This is a genomic window from Caballeronia sp. A2-2, from assembly GCF_057612605.2.
Genome location: NZ_CM172588.1, coordinates 302,935 through 326,080, shown reverse-complemented (window position 1 = coordinate 326,080; position 23,146 = coordinate 302,935). Strand labels below are relative to the sequence as shown.

At 63.4% G+C, this 23,146-nt stretch carries 16 protein-coding genes; 5 read left to right on the top strand and 11 right to left on the bottom strand.

Annotated elements, in window-relative coordinates; translation table 11 throughout:
* Position 1 precedes the first annotated feature (1 nt).
* The gene (gene phnS / locus ACZCWR_RS17725; protein ID WP_487304291.1) at positions 2–1,081 is read right to left on the bottom strand and encodes a 2-aminoethylphosphonate ABC transporter substrate-binding protein; all 1,080 of its coding nucleotides are present in this window, start codon (positions 1,079–1,081) and stop codon (positions 2–4) included.
* Between the two features lie 1,148 nt (positions 1,082–2,229).
* Here phnS and ACZCWR_RS17720 point away from each other — a divergent pair.
* Entirely contained in the window at positions 2,230–3,942 is a 1,713-nt protein-coding gene (locus tag ACZCWR_RS17720) for a SulP family inorganic anion transporter (RefSeq protein ID WP_487304290.1), read from the top strand.
* 9 nt (positions 3,943–3,951) lie between these two features.
* On the opposite strand, the gene ACZCWR_RS17715 is transcribed toward ACZCWR_RS17720, so the two are convergent.
* The gene (locus tag ACZCWR_RS17715) at positions 3,952–4,707 is read right to left on the bottom strand and encodes a DeoR/GlpR family DNA-binding transcription regulator (RefSeq protein ID WP_487304289.1); all 756 of its coding nucleotides are present in this window, start codon (positions 4,705–4,707) and stop codon (positions 3,952–3,954) included.
* A gap of 155 nt (positions 4,708–4,862) precedes the next feature.
* Between ACZCWR_RS17715 and ACZCWR_RS17710 the strand changes: the two genes are divergently transcribed.
* Positions 4,863–5,747 (top strand): DMT family transporter, encoded by an 885-nt coding sequence (locus ACZCWR_RS17710; protein WP_487304732.1) that lies wholly within the window; start codon positions 4,863–4,865, stop codon positions 5,745–5,747.
* A gap of 12 nt (positions 5,748–5,759) precedes the next feature.
* Here ACZCWR_RS17710 and ACZCWR_RS17705 read toward each other — a convergent pair whose 3' ends face one another.
* From ACZCWR_RS17705 to ACZCWR_RS17670, 8 genes are all read right to left on the bottom strand, one after another.
* Positions 5,760–6,842: a L,D-transpeptidase gene (locus tag ACZCWR_RS17705; protein ID WP_487304288.1), complete on the bottom strand. Its 1,083-nt coding sequence runs from the start codon at positions 6,840–6,842 to the stop codon at positions 5,760–5,762.
* A gap of 81 nt (positions 6,843–6,923) precedes the next feature.
* Entirely contained in the window at positions 6,924–7,190 is a 267-nt protein-coding gene (locus ACZCWR_RS17700; protein ID WP_487304287.1) for an RNA-binding protein, read from the bottom strand.
* A 278-nt stretch (positions 7,191–7,468) separates the two neighbouring features.
* On the bottom strand, positions 7,469–7,948 hold the full coding sequence (locus tag ACZCWR_RS17695) for a hypothetical protein (RefSeq protein ID WP_487304286.1): 480 nt from the start codon (positions 7,946–7,948) through the stop codon (positions 7,469–7,471).
* Between the two features lie 131 nt (positions 7,949–8,079).
* A complete protein-coding gene (locus ACZCWR_RS17690) occupies positions 8,080–11,109 on the bottom strand; it encodes an ATP-binding protein (RefSeq protein ID WP_487304285.1) in 3,030 nt (1,009 codons plus the stop codon).
* Positions 11,110–11,325: 216 nt separating this feature from the next.
* Complete coding sequence (gene katE / locus ACZCWR_RS17685; protein ID WP_487304284.1) at positions 11,326–13,449, bottom strand: catalase HPII; 2,124 nt, start codon at positions 13,447–13,449, stop codon at positions 11,326–11,328.
* An 87-nt stretch (positions 13,450–13,536) separates the two neighbouring features.
* Positions 13,537–15,321, bottom strand: a complete 1,785-nt coding sequence (locus ACZCWR_RS17680) for a S10 family peptidase (protein WP_487304283.1) — start codon at positions 15,319–15,321, stop codon at positions 13,537–13,539.
* A 55-nt stretch (positions 15,322–15,376) separates the two neighbouring features.
* Positions 15,377–17,047: a S53 family peptidase gene (locus ACZCWR_RS17675; RefSeq protein ID WP_487304282.1), complete on the bottom strand. Its 1,671-nt coding sequence runs from the start codon at positions 17,045–17,047 to the stop codon at positions 15,377–15,379.
* A 272-nt stretch (positions 17,048–17,319) separates the two neighbouring features.
* On the bottom strand, positions 17,320–17,724 hold the full coding sequence (locus tag ACZCWR_RS17670) for a GFA family protein (protein WP_487304281.1): 405 nt from the start codon (positions 17,722–17,724) through the stop codon (positions 17,320–17,322).
* A gap of 87 nt (positions 17,725–17,811) precedes the next feature.
* Between ACZCWR_RS17670 and ACZCWR_RS17665 the strand changes: the two genes are divergently transcribed.
* Positions 17,812–19,134, top strand: coding sequence for an inositol monophosphatase (locus tag ACZCWR_RS17665; RefSeq protein WP_487304280.1), 1,323 nt, complete (start codon positions 17,812–17,814; stop codon positions 19,132–19,134).
* Between the two features lie 131 nt (positions 19,135–19,265).
* The gene (locus ACZCWR_RS17660) at positions 19,266–20,048 is read left to right on the top strand and encodes a transporter substrate-binding domain-containing protein (protein WP_487304279.1); all 783 of its coding nucleotides are present in this window, start codon (positions 19,266–19,268) and stop codon (positions 20,046–20,048) included.
* 49 nt (positions 20,049–20,097) lie between these two features.
* On the opposite strand, the gene ACZCWR_RS17655 is transcribed toward ACZCWR_RS17660, so the two are convergent.
* Positions 20,098–22,164, bottom strand: a complete 2,067-nt coding sequence (locus ACZCWR_RS17655; RefSeq protein ID WP_487304278.1) for a tetratricopeptide repeat protein — start codon at positions 22,162–22,164, stop codon at positions 20,098–20,100.
* 287 nt (positions 22,165–22,451) lie between these two features.
* On the opposite strand from ACZCWR_RS17655, the gene ACZCWR_RS17650 reads away from it, so the two are divergent.
* On the top strand, positions 22,452–23,141 hold the full coding sequence (locus tag ACZCWR_RS17650) for a 2Fe-2S iron-sulfur cluster-binding protein (RefSeq protein ID WP_487304277.1): 690 nt from the start codon (positions 22,452–22,454) through the stop codon (positions 23,139–23,141).
* The last annotated feature ends 5 nt before the right edge of the window (positions 23,142–23,146 follow it).

Sequence of the window (23,146 nt, the reverse complement as noted above, 5' to 3'; positions counted from 1 at the left end):
TTCAGGACTTCGGCTTGACGACGTCGGTCTGCTTACCCGAGTTGCCGATCACCTCGGACTTCCAGCGCTCCGTCCAGCCCGCCTTCTTTTCCATGACCTGATTCCAGTCCACCGGAATCAGCTTGACGCCGCTAATCGCCTGCTTGACGGCCTCGCCGTTCTTGCCGGCGAGCGGCACGTCCGTGCGGCCCGGAATGCCGTAGATGTCCGGCACCTTCGCCTGCACTTCCGGCGACATCAGATAGTCGATCAGCTTCTTGCCTTCGTCCTGATTCGGGCCACTCTTGATGAGGCCGATGGCGTACGGCAACTGGAACGTCGTGGGCGCGTCGCCCGCCTTGCCCGAGAGGAACAGCGGCTTGATGGACAGACCGCCGTTCGCGGCATCGTCGAGGTCCATTTGCAGGTCGCCGTTCGCGAAGGCGATTTCGTTACGCGAGAGCAGCACGTCGAGGTAGCCCGTGCCCTTCGTGTGGAACTTCGCGCTCTTTTCCAGCGAGCCGAGATACTTGAACGCCGCATCTTCGCCCATCAGCGCGGACGTCAGGATGATGACGGCCATGCCATCGCCCGCCGTCGCCGGGTTCGAATACGCGATCTTGCCCGAGTAGTCGGGATGCAGCAGGTCCGCGAAGGTCTTCGGCGCGGTCTTGGTCGTGTCGGGGTTGATCGCGAACGAGAAGTAGTTGTTCACGAAGGTCGCCCACGAACCATCCGTGGCTTTCGCGATGGCCGGGACGTTTTTGTAGTTGGCGCTGGCATACGTCTGCAACAGGCCGCTTTGCTGCGCCTGCTGGATGAACGGCGGCAGCGTCACGAGCACGTCGGCTTTCGGCGAATCTTTTTCGACGGTCGCGCGGTTCACGACTTCCCCACTGCCTGCCGTGACGATGTTGACTTTCACGCCTTCTTTCTTCTCGAAGGCGGGCAGCACGTCCTTGTAGAGATTTTCGAGGCCATCGGCGGTGTAGAGCACGACGGCGTCGGCGGCGTGCGCGGGCATCGGCAGCGTGGCGAACAGCGTCATGGCGGCGGCGACGGCCGGCAACAGGCGGCGCGCGAAGCGAGTATCGCGAATCATGGTGGTCTCTCTGGTTTCTCTGGTCGGGAAAGCGGTGGCGTCATGCGAACGCCGCGGGCGGGCGTCGTCGACTTTCAGGCAGAAGGATTGCAAAGGTTCGTGACATGGGGATGACGCGCCACGGGTTGCCAAGGAATGGCACAAAAAGCAAAGGGGATTTTTGGGCCCCGTGCGGGGCGGGTGGCGGACGGGTTTTGTTTTTTGCTGTCGTTGGCGGTGTGGTTTTGTTGTTGGTTTCGTGCAAGGGGCTTCTGGTTCTTGTGCTTTATATTCAGTAGCCGCCTCCCCGGCGGGGGGGTAACTTTCTTTGCTGCTGCAAAGAAAGTCACCAAAGAAAGCAGCTTTTTACCCCATGCTCGCTGGCTGGAAAGGGTTGGTCTGGATTAACTGATGCAGTGGCCGCAATAGGATGTCCTTCGGTTGGTTACGTGCATTGGCAACCTCACGATTGCGCGCTCCAATCACCAACGCTAAGTGGACCGCGCTCATTCATTCGGCCATGCGCTGCGCGCGCCGAGAGCTTTAGAACGGAATCCCGCAGCGTATCAGCGCCCAGCCACCTCATACTTCCCCACAAGATTGCTATTCGGTCCTACCTTGGTTAGTGCTCCGACTAAAAGGTGACTTGCGTTGGTGTGTGCGCTTTGCCCAGAAGTGCTTACCAAGGTAGGGCCGAATAACGACATAGCGGTGACGTTTGAGGTGGCTGGGCGCTGATACGCTGCGGGATTCCGTTCTTACGCTCTCGGCGCGCGCAGCGCATGGCCGAATGAATGACTGCGGTCCACTAAGTGTTGTTTATTCGAGCGCGTGATCGCCAGGTTGCCTAAGCGGCTTGTTATGCGTGGAAAGTCCTATCGCGGCCACTGTATCGTTAATCCAGACCAACCCTTTCCAGCCAGCGTGCATGGGGTAAAAAGCTGCTTTCTTTGGTGACTTTCTTTGCAGCAGCAAAGAAAGTTACCCCCCCGCCGGGGAGGCGGCTACTGAATAAACAACACAAACAACAGCAGCCCCTTGCACGACAACCTAATAGACAGAGAAAGCGAAATCTCACCCGACACTGTCTGAAACCTCAAGTATCGGCAGATACAATTCACGGCAGGCGGCCACCGCATTGTTAAGATGCCCCATCCACGGGCCATATCATGAACAACAAATCACCCAACCCACGCCCAGCCTTCCTCAAAGGCATCCTCCCCCTAACCCGCGCCACCGCCCTGCGCGACTCCCTCGCCGGCCTCTCCCTCGCCGCGATGGACATCCCGCAAGTCCTGGGCTACGCACGCATCGCCGGTATGCCGACGGTCACGGGCCTCTACACCGCGTTGTTCCCCCTCGCCGCCTTCGCGCTCATAGGCGCATCGCGACATCTCGTAGTCGCCGCCGATTCCGCGACCGCCACCATCTTCGCAAGCCGCGTCTCGACGATGGCGCCCATGGCCAGCGCCGAATACGTCACGCTCGCCAGCATGGTCGCGCTGCTCACCGCCGTGATGCTCCTCTGCGCGCGCATCTTCCGGTTAGGCTTTCTCGCGGACTTTCTCTCGCGCACCGTGCTCACAGGCTTTCTCGCAGGCGTCGGCATGCAAGTCTCGATCGCGATGCTCGGCGACATGCTCGGCATGACCGTGCCCTATCCGTCCTCACGCAGTCTCGCGCAACTGTTCTACGTCATCGCCCACGCGACGCAAGCGCACGCGCCCACGCTCGCACTGACCGCGCTCGTGGTCGCCGGCATTCTTCTGGCGAAGCGGTTTGCACCGCGCCTGCCGGTGCCGCTCGTCGCGGTGATCGGCAGTATCGCGGCGAGCAGGACGATGGATTTCACCGCGCACGGCATCGCGATTCTCGGGCCGGTCGCGGGCGGTCTGCCGGCCATCGAGTTTCCCGCCGTGACATGGCAACAGGCGCTCGATCTCGTCCCGGTCGCGGCATCGTGCTTCGTGATGATCATCGCGCAGAGCGCCGCCGCCGCGCGCGTGTTCGCGCAGAAGCACGACGAAGCAGTCGATACCAACGCCGATATCCTCGGCCTCGCCGCCGCCAATGCCGCCGCCGCGTTCAGTGGAACCTTCGTCGTGAACGGCAGTCCGACGCAGACCGCGATGGCCGACCGCGCCGGCACGCAAAGTCAGTTCGGGCAGCTTACTTTCGCGGTGGTCGTGGTCGTCGTGTTGCTGTTTCTGAGCGGCTTTCTGCAATACCTGCCGCATTGCGTGCTGGCGGGCATCGTCTTCACCATCGCGCTCGGGCTGGTCGATATCAAAAGCCTGCGCGAGATCCGCGCGGAAAGTCCCGGCGAGTTCAATCTCGCGCTGATCACCGCCGCCGCTGTCGTGATGATCGGCGTCGAGCAAGGCATTCTGCTGGCGGTTGCGCTCTCGCTGATGCGCCACGTCCGCCACAGCTATCGCCCGCACACGATGATGCTCACGCCTACCGCGCCCTCGTCCCGCTGGCAGTTCGCGCCGGTGCAGACGGGCACGATCACCGCGCCCGGCCTGATCGTGTATCGCTTCGGCGCGGACTTGTTCTATGCCAACGATCACTTCTTCTGCGAGGAAATCATTCAGCTCGCGGAGCGCGCGCCGGGCGGTTTGCGCTGGTTTATCGTGGATGCCGGGGCTATCACCGATCTCGATTATTCGGCGGCGCGCAGCGTGAGCGATCTCATTCGCCGCTTGCAGGCGCTAAACATCACCGTGTTGTTCGGCCGCGTGAACCGCTATCTGCGCGCGGACATGGACCGGCATGGGCTGACGGGCATCGTCGGGGCGGAGCGGATTTTTTCGACGCTGCACGAAGCGCTGGAAGCGGCGGGCGTGAACGCGGCCACACCCGAACCGGGCGCGCTCTGACCGAACGATTCAGGCGACGATCAACTCCGGCCCACGCGCCGCCAGCGCGCGCCGCAAGCTCTTGTCCGGCGCGCCTTCGCTGACGAGATAGCGCACCGACTCGAATCCGTGGATGCGCACCGGCGTCACCATGCCGAACTTCGAGCGGTCGGCGAGCACGATCGCGCACGCCGCCGCCGCGATCATGCGCGCGCGCACCTCGGCGGCGAGCCGCGAGTAATCGGTCAGATGCGCCTCGCTGGTAATCCCGCCCGCCCCGACGAACGCAAAATCCGCGTGATATTGCGAAAGCTGCTGCACGGTATCGAGACCGAAAGCGGCATCTTCGAGATCGGCCAGTTCGCCGCCGAGCAAGGTCACGCGGTTGCCGTTGCGCCGTCCGAGCAACGACGCAATGCGCCAGTCGTTCGTGTACACCGTCAGCCGATGCCGGTCCTGCAAGGCACGCGCGAGCGCCTGCGTCGTGCTGCCCGAATCGATGATGACGGACGCGCCATCCGGCACGAACGCCGCCGCGCGCACACCGATCGAACGCTTGGCGCCCGCATTCGCGCCTTCGCGCACATCGACATGCGGCTCGCGACGATCGACCGACAGCGCGCCGCCATGCGTCATCGTCAAAAGACCGCGTTGCGCGAGCACGTTGAGGTCGCGCCGCACCGTCTCGCGCGACACGTCGAGCGCACGCACCAGGTCCGCCACCGCGAGCGCGCCGTGACGGTCCAGTTCGGCCAGGATGTATTGATGACGTTGTTCGGCGAGCATCGGCGGACCGGGAAGTTGAGCGTGTGGAGTTTAGCGGCCTTATGTGGCAAAAAGTTGGCAGCCTCAACATCGACCCGGGATTGCACTTCTGGACAAGACTCAAGAAGGAAATTCGCCGATACTCGCGCGTTTTCCACTCGTCGGCGTCATCGTTCATGGGGTCTTTTATCGTCGCATCGATGTTCGTGGTGCTCTGGTCGACAGGCTTCATCGTCGCGCGGGCGATCACGCCTTATGTCGATCCGAATCTCTATCTGCTCGCGCGCTTCTCGGGCACGGTGCTGCTGTTCTGCATCGTCGCGCTCGTGGCGCGCGCGAAATGGCCGCGTCCGCGCGATGCCGTTCGTCACCTGTTCGCGGGTGCGCTGTTGCAGGGCGTGTATCTCGGCGCGGGGTACTGGGCCGTCGCGCAAGGCATGGGCGCGGGCGTCATGGCGCTGCTCGGCGCGCTTCAGCCGCTCATGACGGCGGCGGTGGCATCGCGTTTGTTCGGCGAGAAACTTTCGCCGCGCGCGTGGGGCGGTTTCGTGCTCGGATTGATCGGCGTGGCGCTCGTGCTCGCGCCAAAGATTCTGGCGAGCGGCGCGCATGCGATGCCGAACGCGACGTCATCCTCGCCGCCGTGGTTCGTCGTGACGGTCGCGCTGCTGGCGGTCGTCGCGATCACGGCGGGCACGCTGTATCAGAAGACTTCGCTGGCGGGCGCGGATTTGCGCAGCGCAAGCGCGGTGCAGAACATGGGCGCGGCGCTGGTCGCGGCGACGCTTGCGTTTTCGCTTGGCGAGCATCGCTTCGTGCCATCGACGACGACATGGCTTTCGCTCGCGTGGGGCATCGTCATGTTGTCGGGCGTGGCGACGACGCTGCTCGTCTGGATGGTCCGGCGCGGCGATGCCTCGCGCGCCACGGCGCTGCTGTTTCTCGCACCGCCGCTCGCCGCGCTGGAAAGCTACATCGGCTTCGGCGAGACGCTCGACGCGATGCAACTGGCGGGCTTCGGCGTGGCGCTCGCGGGCGTGTTGTTGGCGCGGGGAAAATAACCGCTCGAGCGCTCAATCCGCCGTATCCGCGCCCGCCGGAATCTTCGCGCGCACAGAAGCGCCCGGTCCCGGCGACCACGCCGGACGGCTCTTGCGGTCCGAATCGATCGTGACCAGATAATGGCCCGCCCACGGCGTGGTCTGACGCGTCGGCTTGAGAATCCACATCGAATCGCCGTCGGCGGCGCGCGCTTCGTATTGCGCATCCAGAATGCCGTGATGATCGAAGAACACATTCAGCGATGCCGGTATGCGCACGCATCCCTTCGAATGACGCATGCCGAGCAGCGGTTCGAGCTTCGTGGGATCGGTCGCGTGCATCTGAAAGCGCATCGGCGAGACGCCGCCACGGCCCCAGCCGCGTTCGGCATCCGCCCAGCCGAAGTCGTAGATGCGCATGTCGCGTGCGCCGTAGCCGCGAATCTTGAACTCGTTGAGCGTGCCTTCGGCGCGATAGTCCATGTTGCCCGGCACATGCTGGAACACGCCCAGCGGCGTGACGAAGTGATCGTAAGTGCCGGGCCGTCCGGTCGATACCGGAGACGCGCCGATCATCGACCACGCATCGTTTGATGCCGCGCGGAAGTACAGGAAGATGGCCTGCATGTCGGCATCGCGATCCACGAGCACGACGAACTCGTTGGCCAGATCGGCATGGCCGTTTTTGTCGAGCGCCTGTTGCAGAAGACGGCCGTAAGCCTGTTGATCCGCGAGCGGCACGTTGAGCCTTCGCGTGACTTCCTTCGCGAAAGTCTGGCGCATGGCGAACGCGCCTGCGGGCGGCATGTTCGTGCGTTGCGCAAGATTCGGTTCGGGAGATTCGGGCGGAAGCGGGACTTCGGGCGCTTGTGCCTCTGAAGCAGGAACCGCTTCCGAAGCCGCAGAAGCCGGTAACGCCTCGCTTGCCGGACGCTCGGGCATTGGCAGCGGCGAAGGCATTCCGGGAAGCCCCGGCGCAAGCAAAGGCGGCACGCCCACACCTGAGGCCGGCTGTTGCGCCGCCACCGGCGTCATGAAAGAAATCAGCGCCGCCACAACAGCGCCCCCGATGATGCTCGCGCCGATTGGCGTCTCGTTCTTGCCTGCCTGCTGCATTGAGTTTTCGTCTTGCGTCCTGATTCACATCACGACGGCGAAGCAGCAAGCCTCATTCCAAGGAAGACGGATTAGAACGCGTCAATGCAGACGCGTGGACGCGTCGCCCGATGCGGATGCGCGAGCGCGCACCGGTTCATCGTGCAAACGACGCTGACAGAGTTGTTGCGCGATGGCTTCGCCGATATACGGCACTTCGGTCGCCAGCTTTGCAATGGCATAAACCTGCGACGTGCCCGCGCCGTGAACTTCGATATCGCTGACGTAATCGCCGAGTTCGCTTTCGAGAAAGCGCCGCACATCGCGCGCGGAAGAACGGCGTGGAAGATTCCAGACCAGCAGGTTCATGGGCTCACCTCCGCATGCCGTGGCGGACGCGCGCGAGCGGGGTCTTCCGAGGCGCTTGCGCCACATGAAGACCGAACACGCCCATCAAGAAAACGGCTGCGAAAACGAACGTCATGTCGGCTCCTATCAATAGCACGATGAATAATGAGACAACTTCATCATAGTACCGATTGCCGTTCACGTCCTGCGACATTCCGCCGTTTGCAATAGATTTTCCAGATCGGAAAAATCGAATCCATCCGGGACAAAAGACAGGAAAAACTTGCCCCGAATAACGCTCAGTTCCCCTGACAAGACATGCTGGAAAGATTCGGATAGTTAGTTGACCAGTCGCCTGCCATGGCGGCCTGCGCGGCTTTGAGCGTGAGGTCGCCGGTACACACGCAGCGCTTCAGAAACACCGCGAGCCGTTCCTTGCGGCGTTGTCCCGCGCGCCCTTCCCAGCGGCGCAGATCGAGATTGGCGGCAGCGGTCGGCGAGCCGCCGAGCAGCACCGGCATCCGATGATCGAGCGCGTATTCTGCCGCGAACGAATCGTCGATGCTGCGCTGCTTGAGCAGCTTGTCCTTCTGATGCATCTGCGTCTCGAACGATGGCAGCACGCGATCGAGATACCCCGGCACGCAGATCGTCTCGACGATGGTCGATTGAGTGACGTGCGGATCGAGCCATTCCGCCTTCTGCCCGCGCGAGGCGAGCGGCCAGAGCGAAATCGCGACGCACAGGGCGGCGGTGGCGAACGTTTCCCTTCGTATCATGCCAATCGAGCAATCCGTCGCGCGGCCTTCGACTTCGAGACCGCCTGTTTTTGGGATGACCGGAGCTTCAATTAGACCACACGTGACGATTCAACGAATGAAGCACTGACTGAATCGGGGTCTTGTCGGCTTTATGTCGATGGATGCGTCGCCGCTTCGAGCGCCGCGTCCAGTTCGCGGGCGGCAGCATCGAACGCGGCGAACGATGCGCCGATCTGCGCGTCGTCCTCGCCGTTGCGGTCTTCGTCCACCGCGCAATCGCAATCGCGCTGCAAATCGACGCACGCCTGCATGAACGACGTCGCGCCGACCACCGCCGCCGCACCCTTCATACGATGCGCGATGTCGCGCAGGCGCGCGTGGTCGCAGTCTTCGTGCGCCGCGCGCGCATCCGCGAGATCCTGCGTGTTGGCAACCTTCAGCGTGTCGATGAGCGTGGCGCGCTGATCGCCGAATGCGGCGAGCGAGGCGGCGTCAAGCGCGTCGTGTGTCGAGGCGGATCTGGCAAAGCTGAACGATGCCAGCACATTGCGCAGCGCATCCAGTCCGATCGGTTTCACGAGGCACGCCGTCATGCCCGCCGCGACCGCGCGCCGCGCCGCTTCGGGCTGCGCGTTCGCCGTCAGGCCGATCACCGGCATCGTTCGCGAATGAGCGCGGATGGCGCCTGCCAGTTCCTCGCCGCTCATGACGGGCATCGAGCAATCGGTGAGGATGACGTCGAAGGCATCGGGCGCGGCGTGCCATTTGGCGAGCGCCGAGCGCCCGTCTTCCGCGAGATGCGCCGTCGCGCCGAGCAAACGCAATTGCCCTTCCAGCACGATGCGGTTCGCCGGGTGATCGTCGACCACGAGCACGCGCATGCCGGAGAGCGCATCGCGCGGCGCGGCATGGACGTGAGCTTCGGACGCTTGCACGGCTTCGGCCTGCGCCTCGGGCAAGGTCACGTGCACGGTAAAGCGCGTGCCGCGTCCCGGTTCGCTCTCGAAGCCAATATCCCCGCCCATCATCTCGACAATTCGCTTGCAGATGGTCAGCCCCAAGCCCGTGCCGCCGAAGCGCCGCGCGCCGCCATCGTGGGCCTGCACGAACGGCGTGAACAGCGATGCTTGCCGCTCAGGCGGAATGCCGACGCCGCTGTCCGTGACCATCAGCATCAACGCGCGCATGCCCGCTTGCGATGGTCCGACGCTGCATTCCAGCGTCACGTTGCCTTTGTCGGTGAACTTGATCGCGTTCGACAGCAGGTTGCCGACCACCTGACGTAGACGCGGGGCATCGCCATCGAGCCAGCGCGCGGCATAGTGGTCGCCCGAACGCGTCAGCACGAGCCCGATGCCCTTCGCGCGCGCCGCCGGCTCGTAGATCGACACGATGCTGGCCATCCACGCATCGACATCGAATGGCGCGAAAACGAGCACCAACCGCTCCGCTTCGATCTTCGCGACATCGAGCAGATCGTCGATCATGCCGAGCAGATCGCGCGCCGCGCCATGCGCCGTGGTCAGCGCGCGCACGCTCGCGGCACGTTCGCCCGGCGCGCGCAGTTCGAGTTCGAGCAAGCCGAGCACGGCGTTCATCGGCGTGCGAATTTCGTGGCTCATGGTCGCGAGAAAGGTCGATTTCGCGCGGTTCGCGGTCTCGGCGTCTTCCTTGGCGGCACGCATCGCGCGTTCGGCCTCGATGCGCCGCCTGATCTGCACGCGCAAGGTCAACGCCCAGCCGGCCAGCGCGAGCACGAGCGCCGCGCTCAGCAACGCGCCGAGTTCGACTTGCGGACGCCTGCGTTCCCACAGCACTTCGGGATGTTCCGTCAGCCGCCAGCGCGTGCGGATGGCTTCGAGTTCCGGCGGCGGCAAACTCAGAATCGCGCGGTTCATGATGCCCAGTAGCACCGGTTCGTTCGATGCCACCAGCATGTCGCGCGCGATCGGTTTGGTCGAGAGCACGCCGCTCGTCGTCAGCACGCCGCGATACGGATTGCCCGTCACGTAATTCGCCAGCGACAGATCAATGACCGCCGCATCCGCGTGGCCTTCGGTGACGGCGCGCAGTTGTGCATCGAGCGCGCGCGTCTTGACGATGCGCGCAAGCGGCGACGCCGTATGCAAAAGCGTTTCCAGCGCCGCATTCGCCGATACCGCGACGCGCTTGCCCGCGAGCGCGGCGGCATCGCGCAGCGGCGGCGCACCGACCGTGGTGAGGATTGCTATCAGCGTCCGGCCGATCGGCACCGTCTGCACGCCCAAGGTGCTATCGAGCGAGTACGGCAGTATCGCGGACTCGCCGTGTTTGATATCCGCACGCGCCTGTTCCGCCGACTCGCGGATGCGCGCCTCGAAGCGCAGACCGGTGACGCGCGAGATCGCATCGAGTTCATCGACGACGATGCCCGCCGCCTGACCACGCGAATCGCGGAACATGAACGGCGCGCCGCGAGACAGGATCGAATAACGCACGACGGGATGCGCGCGCACCCACGCGGCTTCGTCCGGCGTGAGCGCGATCCGCTCGTTCGACGTGATCGCCGATGCACCCGCGTTCCAGCGTTGATGCTCAAGAAGCACGAAACTGGGCGGCAATTGCGCGAGCGCCGCATCCACGCGATCACGGAGCGCATCGGCCTTGGCGAAAGCGAACGCATACCCGCCTTCGGGCAGATTCGCGAGCGCGCTGACCGTCAGGTTCGGCAGATCGAAACGCGCGATGCTGTAACCGACTGCGTTCATGTCGCCGACGAACGCGTCGGCATCGCCGAAAGACACGGCGAGCAGCGCGCCGATGAGATCAGGGTAAGGCGCGAGTTCTAATTTTGGATAGGCATGCCGAAGATCGCCGGGCGAGGTTTGGCCTTCGACATATGCCAGCCGATTCGTGAGCGCGTGTTTGATCAGCGGCTCGACGTAGATGTGCCTGATCGGCAGATACGCGTGGCTCAGTGTCAATTGCGCGTTCGAGTCCGCGCCGGTCGCGCCCGTCGCCATGTCGATGTCGCCACGCGTGAGCGCCGCGATCATCGTGGGACGGTCGGGAAAGACGCGCCATTGCACTTGCGCGCCGAGTTGCTTCGCTATCGCATCGGTGACGTCGGGTGAGATGCCGCGCGGCATGGTGTACATCATGTCGAGCGGCGGCGTCACGTCCGGCGCTGTGCCGACCACGATTGTTTCGCCCGCGTGCACGTTTATCGCATGCAGGCACATCGCACACACAAGCAGCACGCGAATGCACGCTTCACCGATTCGAACTGCACACGCAAACAAGCCGGACCTCCTTGACAGAGCGTCCGGCTAGTGTCTCAAAAAGAACGGCGCGGGAGAATCACCGGCGCGCGGCATCAAGCCGCGCGCGGTTGCATCGCGTGAAACGATGGTCGCTTACGCAGGCACCGTATCGGCCTTGGCAGAACGCGACCACACGCGATGCTTGCTCATCGCATCGATGAAGCTCTCCATCACCTTGTCGATGTCGCTGCCGACCGCAACGCCATCATCGCCGCTCGGCAGATGCGCCGCTGCGAGCACATCTTCGCCATCGCCGATCGCGCCAATCGCCTTCAGATGCTTGAACGCTTCCAGCACGAAGTGACGCGCATCGCCCGATTGCGCCAGCGCCTTCGCGCTTTCCGCACCGCCCGCGACGATCACGCCATCGAACATGATCGAGGGCATGCCGAGAATCGTGGCATCCGGCTCGACACCTTCGGCGGGCGGCGCGAGCGTCGGCGAGATCACCTTGGCGTGCGCGCCTTGCGCGGCGAGTGCATCCTTGACGGCCTGAATGCTCGCGGCATCCGCGCCCTTCGCGGCGAGAATCGCGACCTTGCGCGTTTTGACCGATGGCACCGCTTTCGCGACGATCGACAACGCAGGCGATTCCTTAAGCGACGACTTGCCGAGTTCGTCGGCATCGGCGCTTGCCTGCGGTGCGGGCAAGCCGATGTTCTCCGCCACGCGCGCGGCGAGCGTCGCATCGATATTGGCGAGAATGCCGAGTTGCCGTTCGCGAATGGGCTTGCGCTCCACCTTCGACAACTCGAACGAATATCCGCCGACGATGTGATCCTTTTCCGGGTCCGTCATGCTGTTCCAGAACAGCGTGGCTTGCGAATAGTGGTCCTTGAACGACGGACTGCGCACGCGGATCTTCGAGCCTTCCACGCGTTCGGTGTACGTTTCGAAACCGCCGCCGGAAGCCGCCGGTTCCGTTTCCTTCGGCCATCCGCCATCGATGGAATTCGGCTCGTATGAAGCCTGTCCCTTGTCGATAGTCTGGCGATGCATGGCATCGCGCTGACCGTTATGCAGCGGCGCGAGCGGACGATTGATCGGAATCTCGTGGAAGTTCGGACCGCCCAGGCGGCTGATCTGCGTGTCCGTGTACGAGAACAAACGCCCCTGCAACAGCGGATCGTTCGTGAAGTCGATGCCCGGCACGATATGCCCCGGACAGAACGCCACCTGCTCCGTTTCCGCGAAGAAGTTGGTCGGATTGCGATTGAGCGTGAGCTTGCCGATCATCTTGAGCGGCACGAGTTCTTCGGGAATGAGCTTGGTCGGATCGAGCAAATCGAAGTCGAACTTGTGCTCGTCTTCTTCCTCGACAATCTGCACGCCCAGTTCCCATTCGGGATAGTCGCCGTTGTCGATCGCTTCCCACAGATCGCGGCGATGATAATCCGCATCCTTGCCCGCGAGTTTCTGCGCTTCGTCCCAAAGCAACGATGCAGAACCGATCGTCGGCCGCCAGTGGAACTTCACGAAGCGTCCCTTGCCCTGCGCATTGACAAAGCGGAACGTATGGATACCGAAGCCTTCCATCGTGCGAAAGCTCTTGGGCAGCGCGCGGTCCGACATGGTCCACAGCACCATGTGGGCCGATTCCGGCACCAGCGAGACGAAATCCCAGAACGTGTCGTGCGCCGAGCCGCCTTGCGGAATCTCGTTGTGCGGTTCGGGTTTAACCGCATGCACGAAGTCGGGAAACTTGATCGCGTCCTGAATGAAAAAGACCGGCATGTTGTTGCCGACCATATCGAAGTTGCCTTCCTCGGTGTAGAACTTCACCGCGAAACCGCGCACGTCGCGCACTGTGTCGGCGGAACCGCGCGAGCCTTGCACGGTGGAAAAACGCAGATAAACCGGCGTTTCTTTCGACGGGTCCTGAAGGAACGCGGCCTTGGTCAGTTCTGCCTGACTTTCATAGACCTTGAACACGCCATGCGCCGCCGCGCCGCGCGCGTGCACGATCCGTTCGGGAATGCGCTCGTGGTCGAAGTGCGTGATTTTTTCACGCATGATGAAATCTTCGAGCAGCGACGGGCCGCGCTCGCCTGCGCGCAAACTGTTCTGATTATCGGAAACCTTGACGCCCTGATTGGTCGTCAGAGCTTGTCCGGTGGCATCGGTACTGGAGGATTCGAGCGCCTGAGTCTTGGCGTTGGTGTTGCTCTGGGACGGCGTGCTGGCGACGCCGCCCGCGGCTTGCTTCTTCGTGGGCATGTGCGGGAACTCCTGTTGTGAATCGCAACGAATGTTTCCGTTGCTGTCCGCAAACGATGTTCCCGCCTCATGTCTCCGGTTATTGCCTTACGTCGGATCGAGCGCCTTCTTCTTCGCAAGCGTGGTCTGCTGCAGCGCGACGATCCGGCTCATCGCGGCATGGTTGGTGGTGGCTTCCTCGTACATCTTCGCGAGATCGGCCTTGAGCGCGGTACGCGATCCGCCATCGAGATAAACCATGTGACCGGACGGATAGAACGCCGCCGAGAGGTTCTGCCGCACGGTCTTGTCGATCAGCGGCATCTGCTGCAAATCGATGATCGTCTGATAGAACGGCGTCACGAAGTCATACATGCCGTTGGCCGACAGCACTTTCAGATCGACGTTGAGCGCCATCACCGCCGCCAGATCGCCCGCCGTGTACAGGATGATGTTGCCCTTCGCATCCACGCCCACTTGCTTGCCGGTCGGGTCGGTGTGCTTGAAGTCCCAGTTGGCGAAAGCCTGATCGTTCAGATCGGTGAACGACGAAGTGGATGTGAACTTCAACTGCTCGTTGAGGTAGCTGTTCCACATCGACGTATAGACGCCGGTCACCGCCGTCATGGTCGGATCGTTGCCGCCCGAGTTCGGGTCGATCTTGCCCGCGATGCCGCTCGAAATGCCGGTCACGCGGCCGTCATATTCGCCGAGCGCTTCGCCTTTCGACTTGAGCAGCGTCGTCAGGAACAACGAATTGCCACGGCTGTCGTACGCGGCGACATCCAGACTCCACGCGAGCAGCGTCGCCCGGTCGATGCCGGTGTATTCGGCGAGTTTCTCCACCACATCGTCATCCGTCTGCGGAAACTTGCGCAGCGCGTTCAGGTAATCCGTGCGCGAAAACTCCGCGACTTCCTCGACGAAATTCAGCAAGTTGGTCGGCGTGGGATGCACGCCGAGCTTCTTGTGATACCACGCGTCGGCGGCGGCGGTGGGCAGCGAACCGACCGGGTTGCCCGATTGCCGGTAATCGAGAATCGACGATTGCAGCGTGACGCCGTTCAGATCGACGCCATCCTCGTGCAGCTTGTACGCGAGCACGCAACTGCGCGCCGTGCCGTAGGATTCGCCGAACAGGAACTTGGGCGAATTCCAGCGGTTGTTCTTCGTCAGATAGCGTTTGACGAATTGCGCGATGGAACCGGCGTCCTCGTCCACGCCCCAGAAATCGCGGTTCTTGTTCGGCGCGATGGCCGCCGAATAACCCGTGCCGACCGGGTTCACGAAGATCAGGTCGCTCTTGTCGAGCAGACTGTCCGGGTTGTCCTCCATCTGATACGGCGCGGGCGGCGTGAAGCTCGGCATCGACGTTTTGATGCGGCGCGGCGCGAACGAACCGAGCAGCACGAACACCGACGACGAACCCGGCCCGCCGTTATAGAAGAACGTGAGCGGGCGCCTGTCTTCCTTCGCGCCGTCCTTCGTGAACGCCACATAGAACATCTTCGCGGCGGGCTTCGAACTGCTCGGATCGACCGTGACGAGATGGCCGACCGTCGCCGTGTAGGCGATCCGCTGCCCGCCGATCACCACCGAATGATGCGTGACGGCGGCGCTTTCGTCGGCCTGCGTGGCGTCCACGGAGTCGTCGGGGCCGTTGCCGTAGGGCGTCGGGTCGAAGTAAGGCTGGTCCTTCTTGGCGGATGGCGGCGCGGCTTTCTTGGCAGGCGCCTTCTTCGCCGGGGCTTTTTTCGCGGCGGCGGATGTTTCGGGAAGCGTCGCCGTGGCGGCCTGCGTCGCGCTGGCGGCGTTGGGCGCGGTCGTCGCGGCGTTGGCTGCGTTGCCGTTCGGGTTCAGCGGATCGGAGTTCATCGCGGAAGTCATCTTCATGGCTCCAGAATCGTCATTGTGATTGTGATTGTTGTGCACTGTCGTTCCTCACTGCTTACTGCGGATGCTTCTTGTCCGTCTCCGGCGGATGCTTCTTGCCGCCGCCGGGCGCGTGCTTCGCGGGCGGCTTTTTCTCGGAGCCCGAACCCGAACCTGACGCGCTTCCGAGCGCCGCGGCGACTGCTGCACCGTTCGGACTGCCGAGACCCGTGCAGGCATCCCATCCCGCCGCTGCCGCGAAGCTGCCGTTATTGCCCTGCGTGATGTCGTTGCACGCGCCCTTCGCCGCATAGAGCTTCGCGTTGACGAAGCCGCACGGCGCACCGTTGATCCCGTTGATGCGCGCAATCAGCGCGGCCCACAGCGGCGCGACGGCGCTGGTGCCGCCGACCACCGTGCTCTGGCCATCGATCAGGACTTCGTAGCCGGTTTGCGGCGATGCATCGCCCGCGACATCGGGCACGCCGCGCTTGGCGAGCGCCGACGACTGACCGCCCGCGCGCGTCACCGATAAACCTTTCTGCCACACCGGCAACGCGAAAACCGTGCTCACCCCGCCGCCGCCCGCGCCGCCCTGATCGCCGTCGTTCCAGACGACTTCGCGCGCGATGCGCTGTCCCGACGCCGACAGATTCGTCCCGCCGCAGCCGAGCACATACGGGCTGGATGCCGGAAAGTCCACGTGATCCGCGCCGTCGCTCGCGCCATCCGACGAACCGCTGTCGCCCGATGCCGCGCACACCGTCACGCCGAGCGCGGCGGCGCTTTGCAGCACATCGTTGAAGGCAGTCAGCGATTGCTGCGTCCAGTTTGCTTCCGGTCCGCCCCAACTGATGGACACCACGGACGGCTTGTTCGTCGCGTCGTGGATGGCGCGGCTGACGGCATCGATGAAACCGGCGTCGCTGTTCGGCGAGAAATACACCGCGAGCGTCGATGCAGGCGCGATCGCCCCGGCAATCTCGATATCGAGCGTCACTTCGCCGTCCGGCCCGTTCGGGTTGCCGCTCGGCGCGTTCTTGCCCTCATCCACGCCGACCGACACGACCTTCGGCGGCTTCACGCCGAGCTGAGAGAAATATGCGGAGAGATCGCTCGTCTTGTACCCGCCGCCCAGTTCGATGATGCCGATGCATTGCCCCGCGCCATCGCCTTCGGGGAAACCGTAAAGCTGCGCGAGATCGAGCGGTGAAAACGAGGTGGGCGCGGTCGTGCGCGCCGGCTGAAACGGCGGCCGGAACCGCAAATGCGGACGCGCCTGCGGCCGGTCATCGAGACCGAGCACGGCGGTGACGACATCGTGTACTTCGTCGGGCACGTAGACTTCGCCGGTGCGCCCGCGATAATCGCCAATCGCGTGATGCTGATAGCGTTCGAGCTTCACGTCGAACGCCTTCTGAAACTGTTCGATGCTGCCCTTGAGCACGACGCTGCGCGTATCGGGCTGCGCACGCACGACGCTCAGGCCATTGTTCTTCGCGAACGCCTCGACCTTCGCCACGTCTTCCTGCGATGCGCCGAAGCGCTGGGCAAACTCTTCGCGCGACACAGGTTCGCCGGAGACATCGCCCGAATCGATCTTCGCCATGAGTTGTTTGAAGCCCGCCTCGTCCTTGCGGCGCAGCATCACGACTACTTCGATCTGCTCACCGAGGTCGCACTGGCCGACACACCGCGCGCCTTCGGGCTGAGTCTTGTTGCTGCCGCTTACCGGTTGCTTCGCCATAAATCGATGCTCCTAAGCAATAAAGTACAGAGGTTCTCGATCCTGCTTTTCGCGTGTCGGGCGAGCGCGCAACCGTTTTCGTCGCGACGCGCACCGATAATCGTATTTTCTGGACGCGAATGCAATTGTTCGGACCTTGGTGACGAGAATGCGGTTCCGGCGGGACAGTTTGTGTCCCGTTCCGCCGGGGTTTGCTGCGGGACTTTCAGGTTAAGTATGGGCGAAACATCATACGCCGCGCACCATGCAAAAGAAGGGTGTGCGGACCCGCATCAATGCTGGCGCTCTTCGGGGTATTCGGGCCGCGCGCCTTGTTGAAGCCATGGCTCGCGATGCCGGCACCACAGTTCGTAGTCCGGTTCGAACAAACCGGCTTCATCGAATGCGCCGAGCGGCAGGTCGAGTTCGTCGCGCGAGACGTATTCCATGTACGCGACCGAGCCGCATTGCGGGCAGAAGTGGCGGCGTCCTTCGTCGGAACTGCGCCAGGTCGATACCGCGCCGGTCATCTCCACGGCATCGCGCGGATAGATGACATAGGCCCCGAACGCCGAACCGTGCACGCGGCGGCAGGTGAAGCAATGGCACATGCCCACGCGCTTGTGCCGCCCTTTCGCGCGAAAACGAAAAGCGCCGCATGCGCAGCCGCCTTCGCGAAGCTCGTCTTGCTCGTTCATCGCTGTCTCTCCCTTTTGACGATGCGGGCGCAGTACGCATGCCCGGGGTTTGTTACGATACCCCGTCAAGTCCCGGAGATGGCACTCATGAGCTTATCGAGCACGGCAGGCACCCTCGGCATCGAGCCGGTATCCCTGCTGAAACTGCTGCCTCAGGCGGGCTCGGAATCCGGTCCCGCCGCGACCGATCTCGTGGCTCACGTCCTGTCGCACGATCGCTTCGATGCGGCCGCCGAGTCGGTCGCGCCGCGCGAAACCTTTCATGGCGTGAAAGTCGACGACGTGATGTCCGACGAATACGTCTTCCCGCTCGGGCGCACCGGTCAGTCGATCGTGCTGTCGGGCTATCGGATCGCGGCGGGGTTCATCGCCGAGCGCGCGGCGGACGAATGGCTCGAACTCGCGCATCGCGCACGCGTGACGCGCGGCCTGCCGCCGCTGCCGGGCGCGGGCGAGCCGCATCTCGCGCCCGCGCCCGCCGAAGCCGATCAACTGCTGGATCGCGCGGCCGAATGCGCCCAGCGCATCCTCGATCCGGTGGCGAACGAGCCCATTCTGTCGCTGTTCGAAACGCATTACCGGGGCGGACGCGAATTCTTGCGTCTGTCGTGGGAAGGTTTGCCTGAAAACCTCGTCCCCGAATCGCGTCGGCCGCTCGCCGCGCTGACATCGGGCAACGGCGAGCGCCGCGAGAAGCGCGATTACGATCCCTACGGTCTCGAAGGCACCGATGTGTACGACGTGGACCGCCCGCTTGCCTATCGCGAGAAGATCGGGCCGTTTCTGTTCACCATGGTTTATCGCCACGAATATCCGCAAGTGGACGACGAGCGTCTGGGCACCGCCTTCGCCGTGTTTCACGAAGCGGGCAGCGATATCGTGGCGGCGGCGGTGGAACTGAAGCTCGTGAAAGTGCCGCCGCTCACCAGCAGCGCGGACCTCGTCTACACGCTCGATACGTATTCGGGCGAAATGCTTTCGCTCGCGCTCGCCGCCACCGAAGCGCTCGGGCCGGAGCAGTTGTGCGATGTGTTCAACGCGCATCGCGTGATTTACATCAGTTTGTGGGAAGTCAGAAAGCCGTGGCGCGGCGAAGGGCTGGGTGTCGCGTTGCTGCATCAGGCGCTCGAACGTCTTCCAGTGGATGTCGATGGCCGGCCGAACGCGCTATGCGTCGCGCCCGAGCCGTATCAAACGGAGATGAAGCACTTCGAAACGCTGCCCGCTGTACTGCGCGAGGAACTGAAAGCGCCCGCGCGACGGCTGCAGACGCATCTGACGAACTGGCTGGAGCGCTCGAAGCTGCCGATCGCCATGCACTTTTTCGTGCCGATGGCCAAGCACGCGGGCATCGGCTCGGCGGGCGAGAACGCGCGGCTGATCGACCGGATCATGGAAAGCGGCGCGTAGCCATGCATCGGTAGCCATGCGTTGGACGCATGGCTGACATGCGCAGATTTCGATTGTTGCGGCTTTTTGGCGTGCCTAAATTGCGTCGGTTCCTTTGTTCTCCCACCGACCGCGCGCCCTGGAGGCCCATCATGATTGTCAGCCTGCGTCGTATCCTGTCCTGCTCGTTGTTCATCGCGGCGGCGTCGGCGCTGCCCGCTCACGCCGACGCGCTCGATACCATCCACAAGAATGGCGTGGTGCGCATCGGCGTGTTCATGGATTACCCGCCGTTCGGTGTCATCGGACCGGACATGAAGCCGCAGGGTTATGACATCGACATGGGCGAGTATCTGGGCCGCGCGCTCAAGGCGAAGGCCGAGTTCGTGCCGATCACCGGCGAGAACCGCATGGCCTATCTCGCCACCAACAAGGTGGATTTGCTGCTGTCGGTCGGCCAGACGCCCGAGCGCGAGAAGGTGATCGATTTTTCGCGGCCTTATGCGCCGTACTATCTGGCCGTGTTCGGGCCGAAAGACGTCGCCGTCAAAAGCACCGCCGATCTGGCGGGCAAGTCCGTGGCAGTGGCGCGCGGAACGCTGGAAGATTTGAGCGTGACGAAAGTCGCGCCGCCTTCCGCCGATATCAAACGCTTCGAAGACCCGAACGGCGCGATCTCCGCGTTTCTTTCGGGACAGGCGCAATTGCTCGTGGTCGGGAACGACGTGGGCGCGACCATCATCGCGAAGAATCCGCCGGTGAAGCCCGAGCAGAAGTTCCAGTTATTCAGTTCGCCGGACCATGTCGGATTGGGCAAGAACGAACCGCGTTTGCTCAAGGAAGTCGATGCGGCCATCGCTCAGGCGAAGAAAGACGGCACGCTCAATACGCTTTCAACCAAGTGGCTGAAGGCGCCTTATCCTTCGGACCTTTGATGATTTTGCGCCCGCTTTTTTGTTCGCGGGCACGTGGTGAGATCGACAGTTAGTCGCGTTGTAGGAAGTCTTCGAGCGCGCGCCTGACCTCTTCGATCACCGGCTTCCAGTCGCCTGCTTCCTTCTGCCTGAACAGCCTCGCCGATGGATACCACGGCGAGTCATCGCGCGCGTCGTGCCAGCGCCAGTCGGCGCTGGAGCACAGCACAATCCACACGGGCTTGCCGAGCGCGCCCGCCAGATGCGCCACCGATGTATCCACGCTGATGACCAGATCGAGCGATTCCATGATCGCGGCGGTGTCCTCGAAATCGGCGGCATCGTTCATGGGATCGAACGGGCGCAGCGATGCGGGCAACGTGTCGATCTGCGCCCGCGCGGCCGGACCATGCTGCAGGCTGACGAAGGTCACGCCAGGCGTTTGAAACAGCGGCGCGAGCAGCGACGGATGCACATGACGCCGGCTGAAGTGAGAGGCAGATTCGAGCGCCCACGTGCGCGGCTCGCCGCCCCACACTATCCCGACACGACGCACGTTCGAAGGCAGGACCGCGCGCCACTTCTGCACGCGCGCTTCGCTCGCTGCAAGATAACGCACGGGCGCGGGAATGCTGTCCAGCGTCGTGCCGAGCAGCATCGGAAGACTGAGCAGCAGACACCAATAGTCCGCGCGCGGCGGTCCGTTCAGTTCGGCGGGCGTGAGGCAGACATCCACGCCATCGACCGTGCGCAATAGCGATTGCAGCGCCGGTGAGCACAGCATCGTCAGCTTGGTGAGGCCCATGCGTTTGAGCATCGGCAGATAACGGCAGAACTGGATGACATCGCCGAAACCTTGCTCGGCGAGCACGATCAGCGACTTGCCATGCAGCGGCTCGCCGCGCCAGAACGGATCGGGCCATGTTTGCGCGCTGAGCGGAACGCCCTGCACCGTGGCGTGGTAGCGCGCTTCGAGCAGCGGCCAACCCTCCGCGTAGTGGCCCGTATGAAGCAACAGCGTCGCGAGATTGATCTTGGCAATGTTCGATGCCGGGTCGCGGCTCAATGCATCGCGGAACAGCGCTTCCGCTTCGGCGAACCGTCCGCGCTCCTTGCACAGCAGCCCGAGATTCTGCCGAACATCCGCGTGATCCGGCCTGAGTTCGAGCACCGCGCGATACACGCGTTCGGCTTCATCGAACCGATTGCCGTGTCCGAGCACGGACGCCCGGAACAGCACATTGCCAAGACCCATCAGGTCATCCACGTTCGATGGCGTCAGCGCGAGCGCGTCGCGATACCGCGCTTCGGCGTCATCGAAGCGATCCAGCCGATGCAGCAGGTCCGCCAGATTGCGATGCGCGCCGTCATGCGCGCCGTTCAACGCCACTGCACGAAGATACGCGGCTTCGGCGTCGGTCAGCCGATCGGCGTCGCGCAGGACGTTGGCGACGTTGAAGTGAGCATCGGCGCTATCCGGCCGCGCGGCAACGACGTGCATGAGATGCATGAGCGCTTCATCGACATGACCGTGTTCGCGCAGCAGATTGCCGAGGTTGGTGCGCGCATCCGTATAGTCGTGACGCGCCGAGAGCGCTGCGCGATACGCCATTTCGGCTTCGACGGGACGGCGGGCGCGCAACAGCAGACTGCCGAGGTTGTAGTGCGCTTCGGCGAGGTTCGGCTCGATCTCGATAGCGCGACGGAAGCCTCGTTCCGCGTCGTCGTCGCGCGCCTGTGACGCATGAATGTTCGCCAGGTTGTAATGCGCTTGCGAGAAGTCCGGACGCAGTTCGATCGCGCGTCGATAAGCCTGCGCCGCCTCGTCGATGCGTCCCAGCGCATTGAGCAGATTGCCGAGATTGTTCACCGGCCCCGCTTCCCGCGGATGCTCGGCCGTGGCGCGACGCCAGTACGCTTGCGCATCGTCCGGGCGGTTCAGGTTGTACGCGCAAATGGCGGCGAGATCGAGCGCATCGACGCTGGCGGGAACGTGCGCGAGCAAGGGCTGCAACATCGCCAGCGCGCCCGTGAAATCGCCGTTCGAATAACGCATCGCGGCGAGCTGAAGGCAAGCGGAATCCGGGTTCGACATCGATTGGAGAAAGGAGTGACGAGCCTGCCATTTTGCGGCCATGCCGGCGTTGGAAACGTCACAAAGTGAGCTGTCCCGATGCTCGTCGATTGAAACGATCTGCGCGTTGGAGTTACCGGTAAAGGCAGCTTTTTTTACCAACAATGTGCCGAACCATACAGGCATCGCGCTTGCTCACCTTCGATTCGCGCGGGCAAGTCGAACGTTCGGTTGTCTTACAAACCGCGAACGCGCGCCCACCGCTTCATGCACCGCCCGACAGGCAACGCGTATCCAGACTCAGGCCACCGGCGGCGCCCTTCCGAACGAGCGAGGAGTCCACGATCGCCATGTCCCCTGTCATCACGCATCCCGAAGAAGAACACGCGGACGCCGCGAAGAAGCCATCGCGCCGGCGTTTTCTGCAATCCGCTGCTGCTGCCGCTGCCGTGAGCGCGGCACCGCTTGCACGCGCGCAAAGTGCGCCTTTACCCACACCATCATCTTCACCCGCCGCATTGCCGACGATGCCCGTGAAGCTCATCATCAATGGCCAGCCTCACGAGCTTCAGGTCGAAGCACGCACGACCTTGCTCGATGCACTACGCGAATACGCCGAACTCACCGGCACGAAGAAAGGCTGCGACCGCGGCCAGTGCGGCGCGTGCACGGTGATCGTCTCAGGGCGGCGCATCAACTCGTGTCTGACGCTCGCGGTCATGCACGATGGCGAGACCATCACCACGGTCGAAGGCCTCGCGCCCGGCGGCGACACGCTCTCGCCGATCCAGCGCGCGTTCATCGAAAAGGATGCTTTTCAGTGTGGCTACTGTACGCCCGGGCAGCTCTGTTCCGCGACGGCGCTGCTCGACGAATACCGCGCGGGCGATGCCAGCGCCGCCACCGCCGACGTGCGCTTCCGTCCCGCGCAACTCTCGGACGATGAAATCCGCGAACGCATGAGCGGCAACATCTGCCGCTGCGGCGCGTATTCGAACATCGTCGCGGCGGTGAAGTCGGTCGCCTCCTCGAACAGCTAAGGGAG

Excerpts from the sequence above, each read along its gene's own strand:
- phnS (WP_487304291.1), bottom strand. The coding sequence starts at position 1,081 with ATGATTCGCGATACTCGCTTCGCGCGCCGCCTGTTGCCGGCCGTCGCC.
- ACZCWR_RS17720 (WP_487304290.1), top strand. The coding sequence starts at position 2,230 with ATGAACAACAAATCACCCAACCCACGCCCAGCCTTCCTCAAAGGCATC.
- ACZCWR_RS17715 (WP_487304289.1), bottom strand. The coding sequence starts at position 4,707 with ATGCTCGCCGAACAACGTCATCAATACATCCTGGCCGAACTGGACCGT.
- ACZCWR_RS17710 (WP_487304732.1), top strand. The coding sequence starts at position 4,863 with ATGGGGTCTTTTATCGTCGCATCGATGTTCGTGGTGCTCTGGTCGACA.
- ACZCWR_RS17705 (WP_487304288.1), bottom strand. The coding sequence starts at position 6,842 with ATGCAGCAGGCAGGCAAGAACGAGACGCCAATCGGCGCGAGCATCATC.
- ACZCWR_RS17700 (WP_487304287.1), bottom strand. The coding sequence starts at position 7,190 with ATGAACCTGCTGGTCTGGAATCTTCCACGCCGTTCTTCCGCGCGCGAT.
- ACZCWR_RS17695 (WP_487304286.1), bottom strand. The coding sequence starts at position 7,948 with ATGATACGAAGGGAAACGTTCGCCACCGCCGCCCTGTGCGTCGCGATT.
- katE (WP_487304284.1), bottom strand. The coding sequence starts at position 13,449 with ATGCCCACGAAGAAGCAAGCCGCGGGCGGCGTCGCCAGCACGCCGTCC.
- ACZCWR_RS17680 (WP_487304283.1), bottom strand. The coding sequence starts at position 15,321 with ATGAAGATGACTTCCGCGATGAACTCCGATCCGCTGAACCCGAACGGC.
- ACZCWR_RS17675 (WP_487304282.1), bottom strand. The coding sequence starts at position 17,047 with ATGGCGAAGCAACCGGTAAGCGGCAGCAACAAGACTCAGCCCGAAGGC.
- ACZCWR_RS17670 (WP_487304281.1), bottom strand. The coding sequence starts at position 17,724 with ATGAACGAGCAAGACGAGCTTCGCGAAGGCGGCTGCGCATGCGGCGCT.
- ACZCWR_RS17665 (WP_487304280.1), top strand. The coding sequence starts at position 17,812 with ATGAGCTTATCGAGCACGGCAGGCACCCTCGGCATCGAGCCGGTATCC.
- ACZCWR_RS17660 (WP_487304279.1), top strand. The coding sequence starts at position 19,266 with ATGATTGTCAGCCTGCGTCGTATCCTGTCCTGCTCGTTGTTCATCGCG.
- ACZCWR_RS17655 (WP_487304278.1), bottom strand. The coding sequence starts at position 22,164 with ATGGCCGCAAAATGGCAGGCTCGTCACTCCTTTCTCCAATCGATGTCG.
- ACZCWR_RS17650 (WP_487304277.1), top strand. The coding sequence starts at position 22,452 with ATGTCCCCTGTCATCACGCATCCCGAAGAAGAACACGCGGACGCCGCG.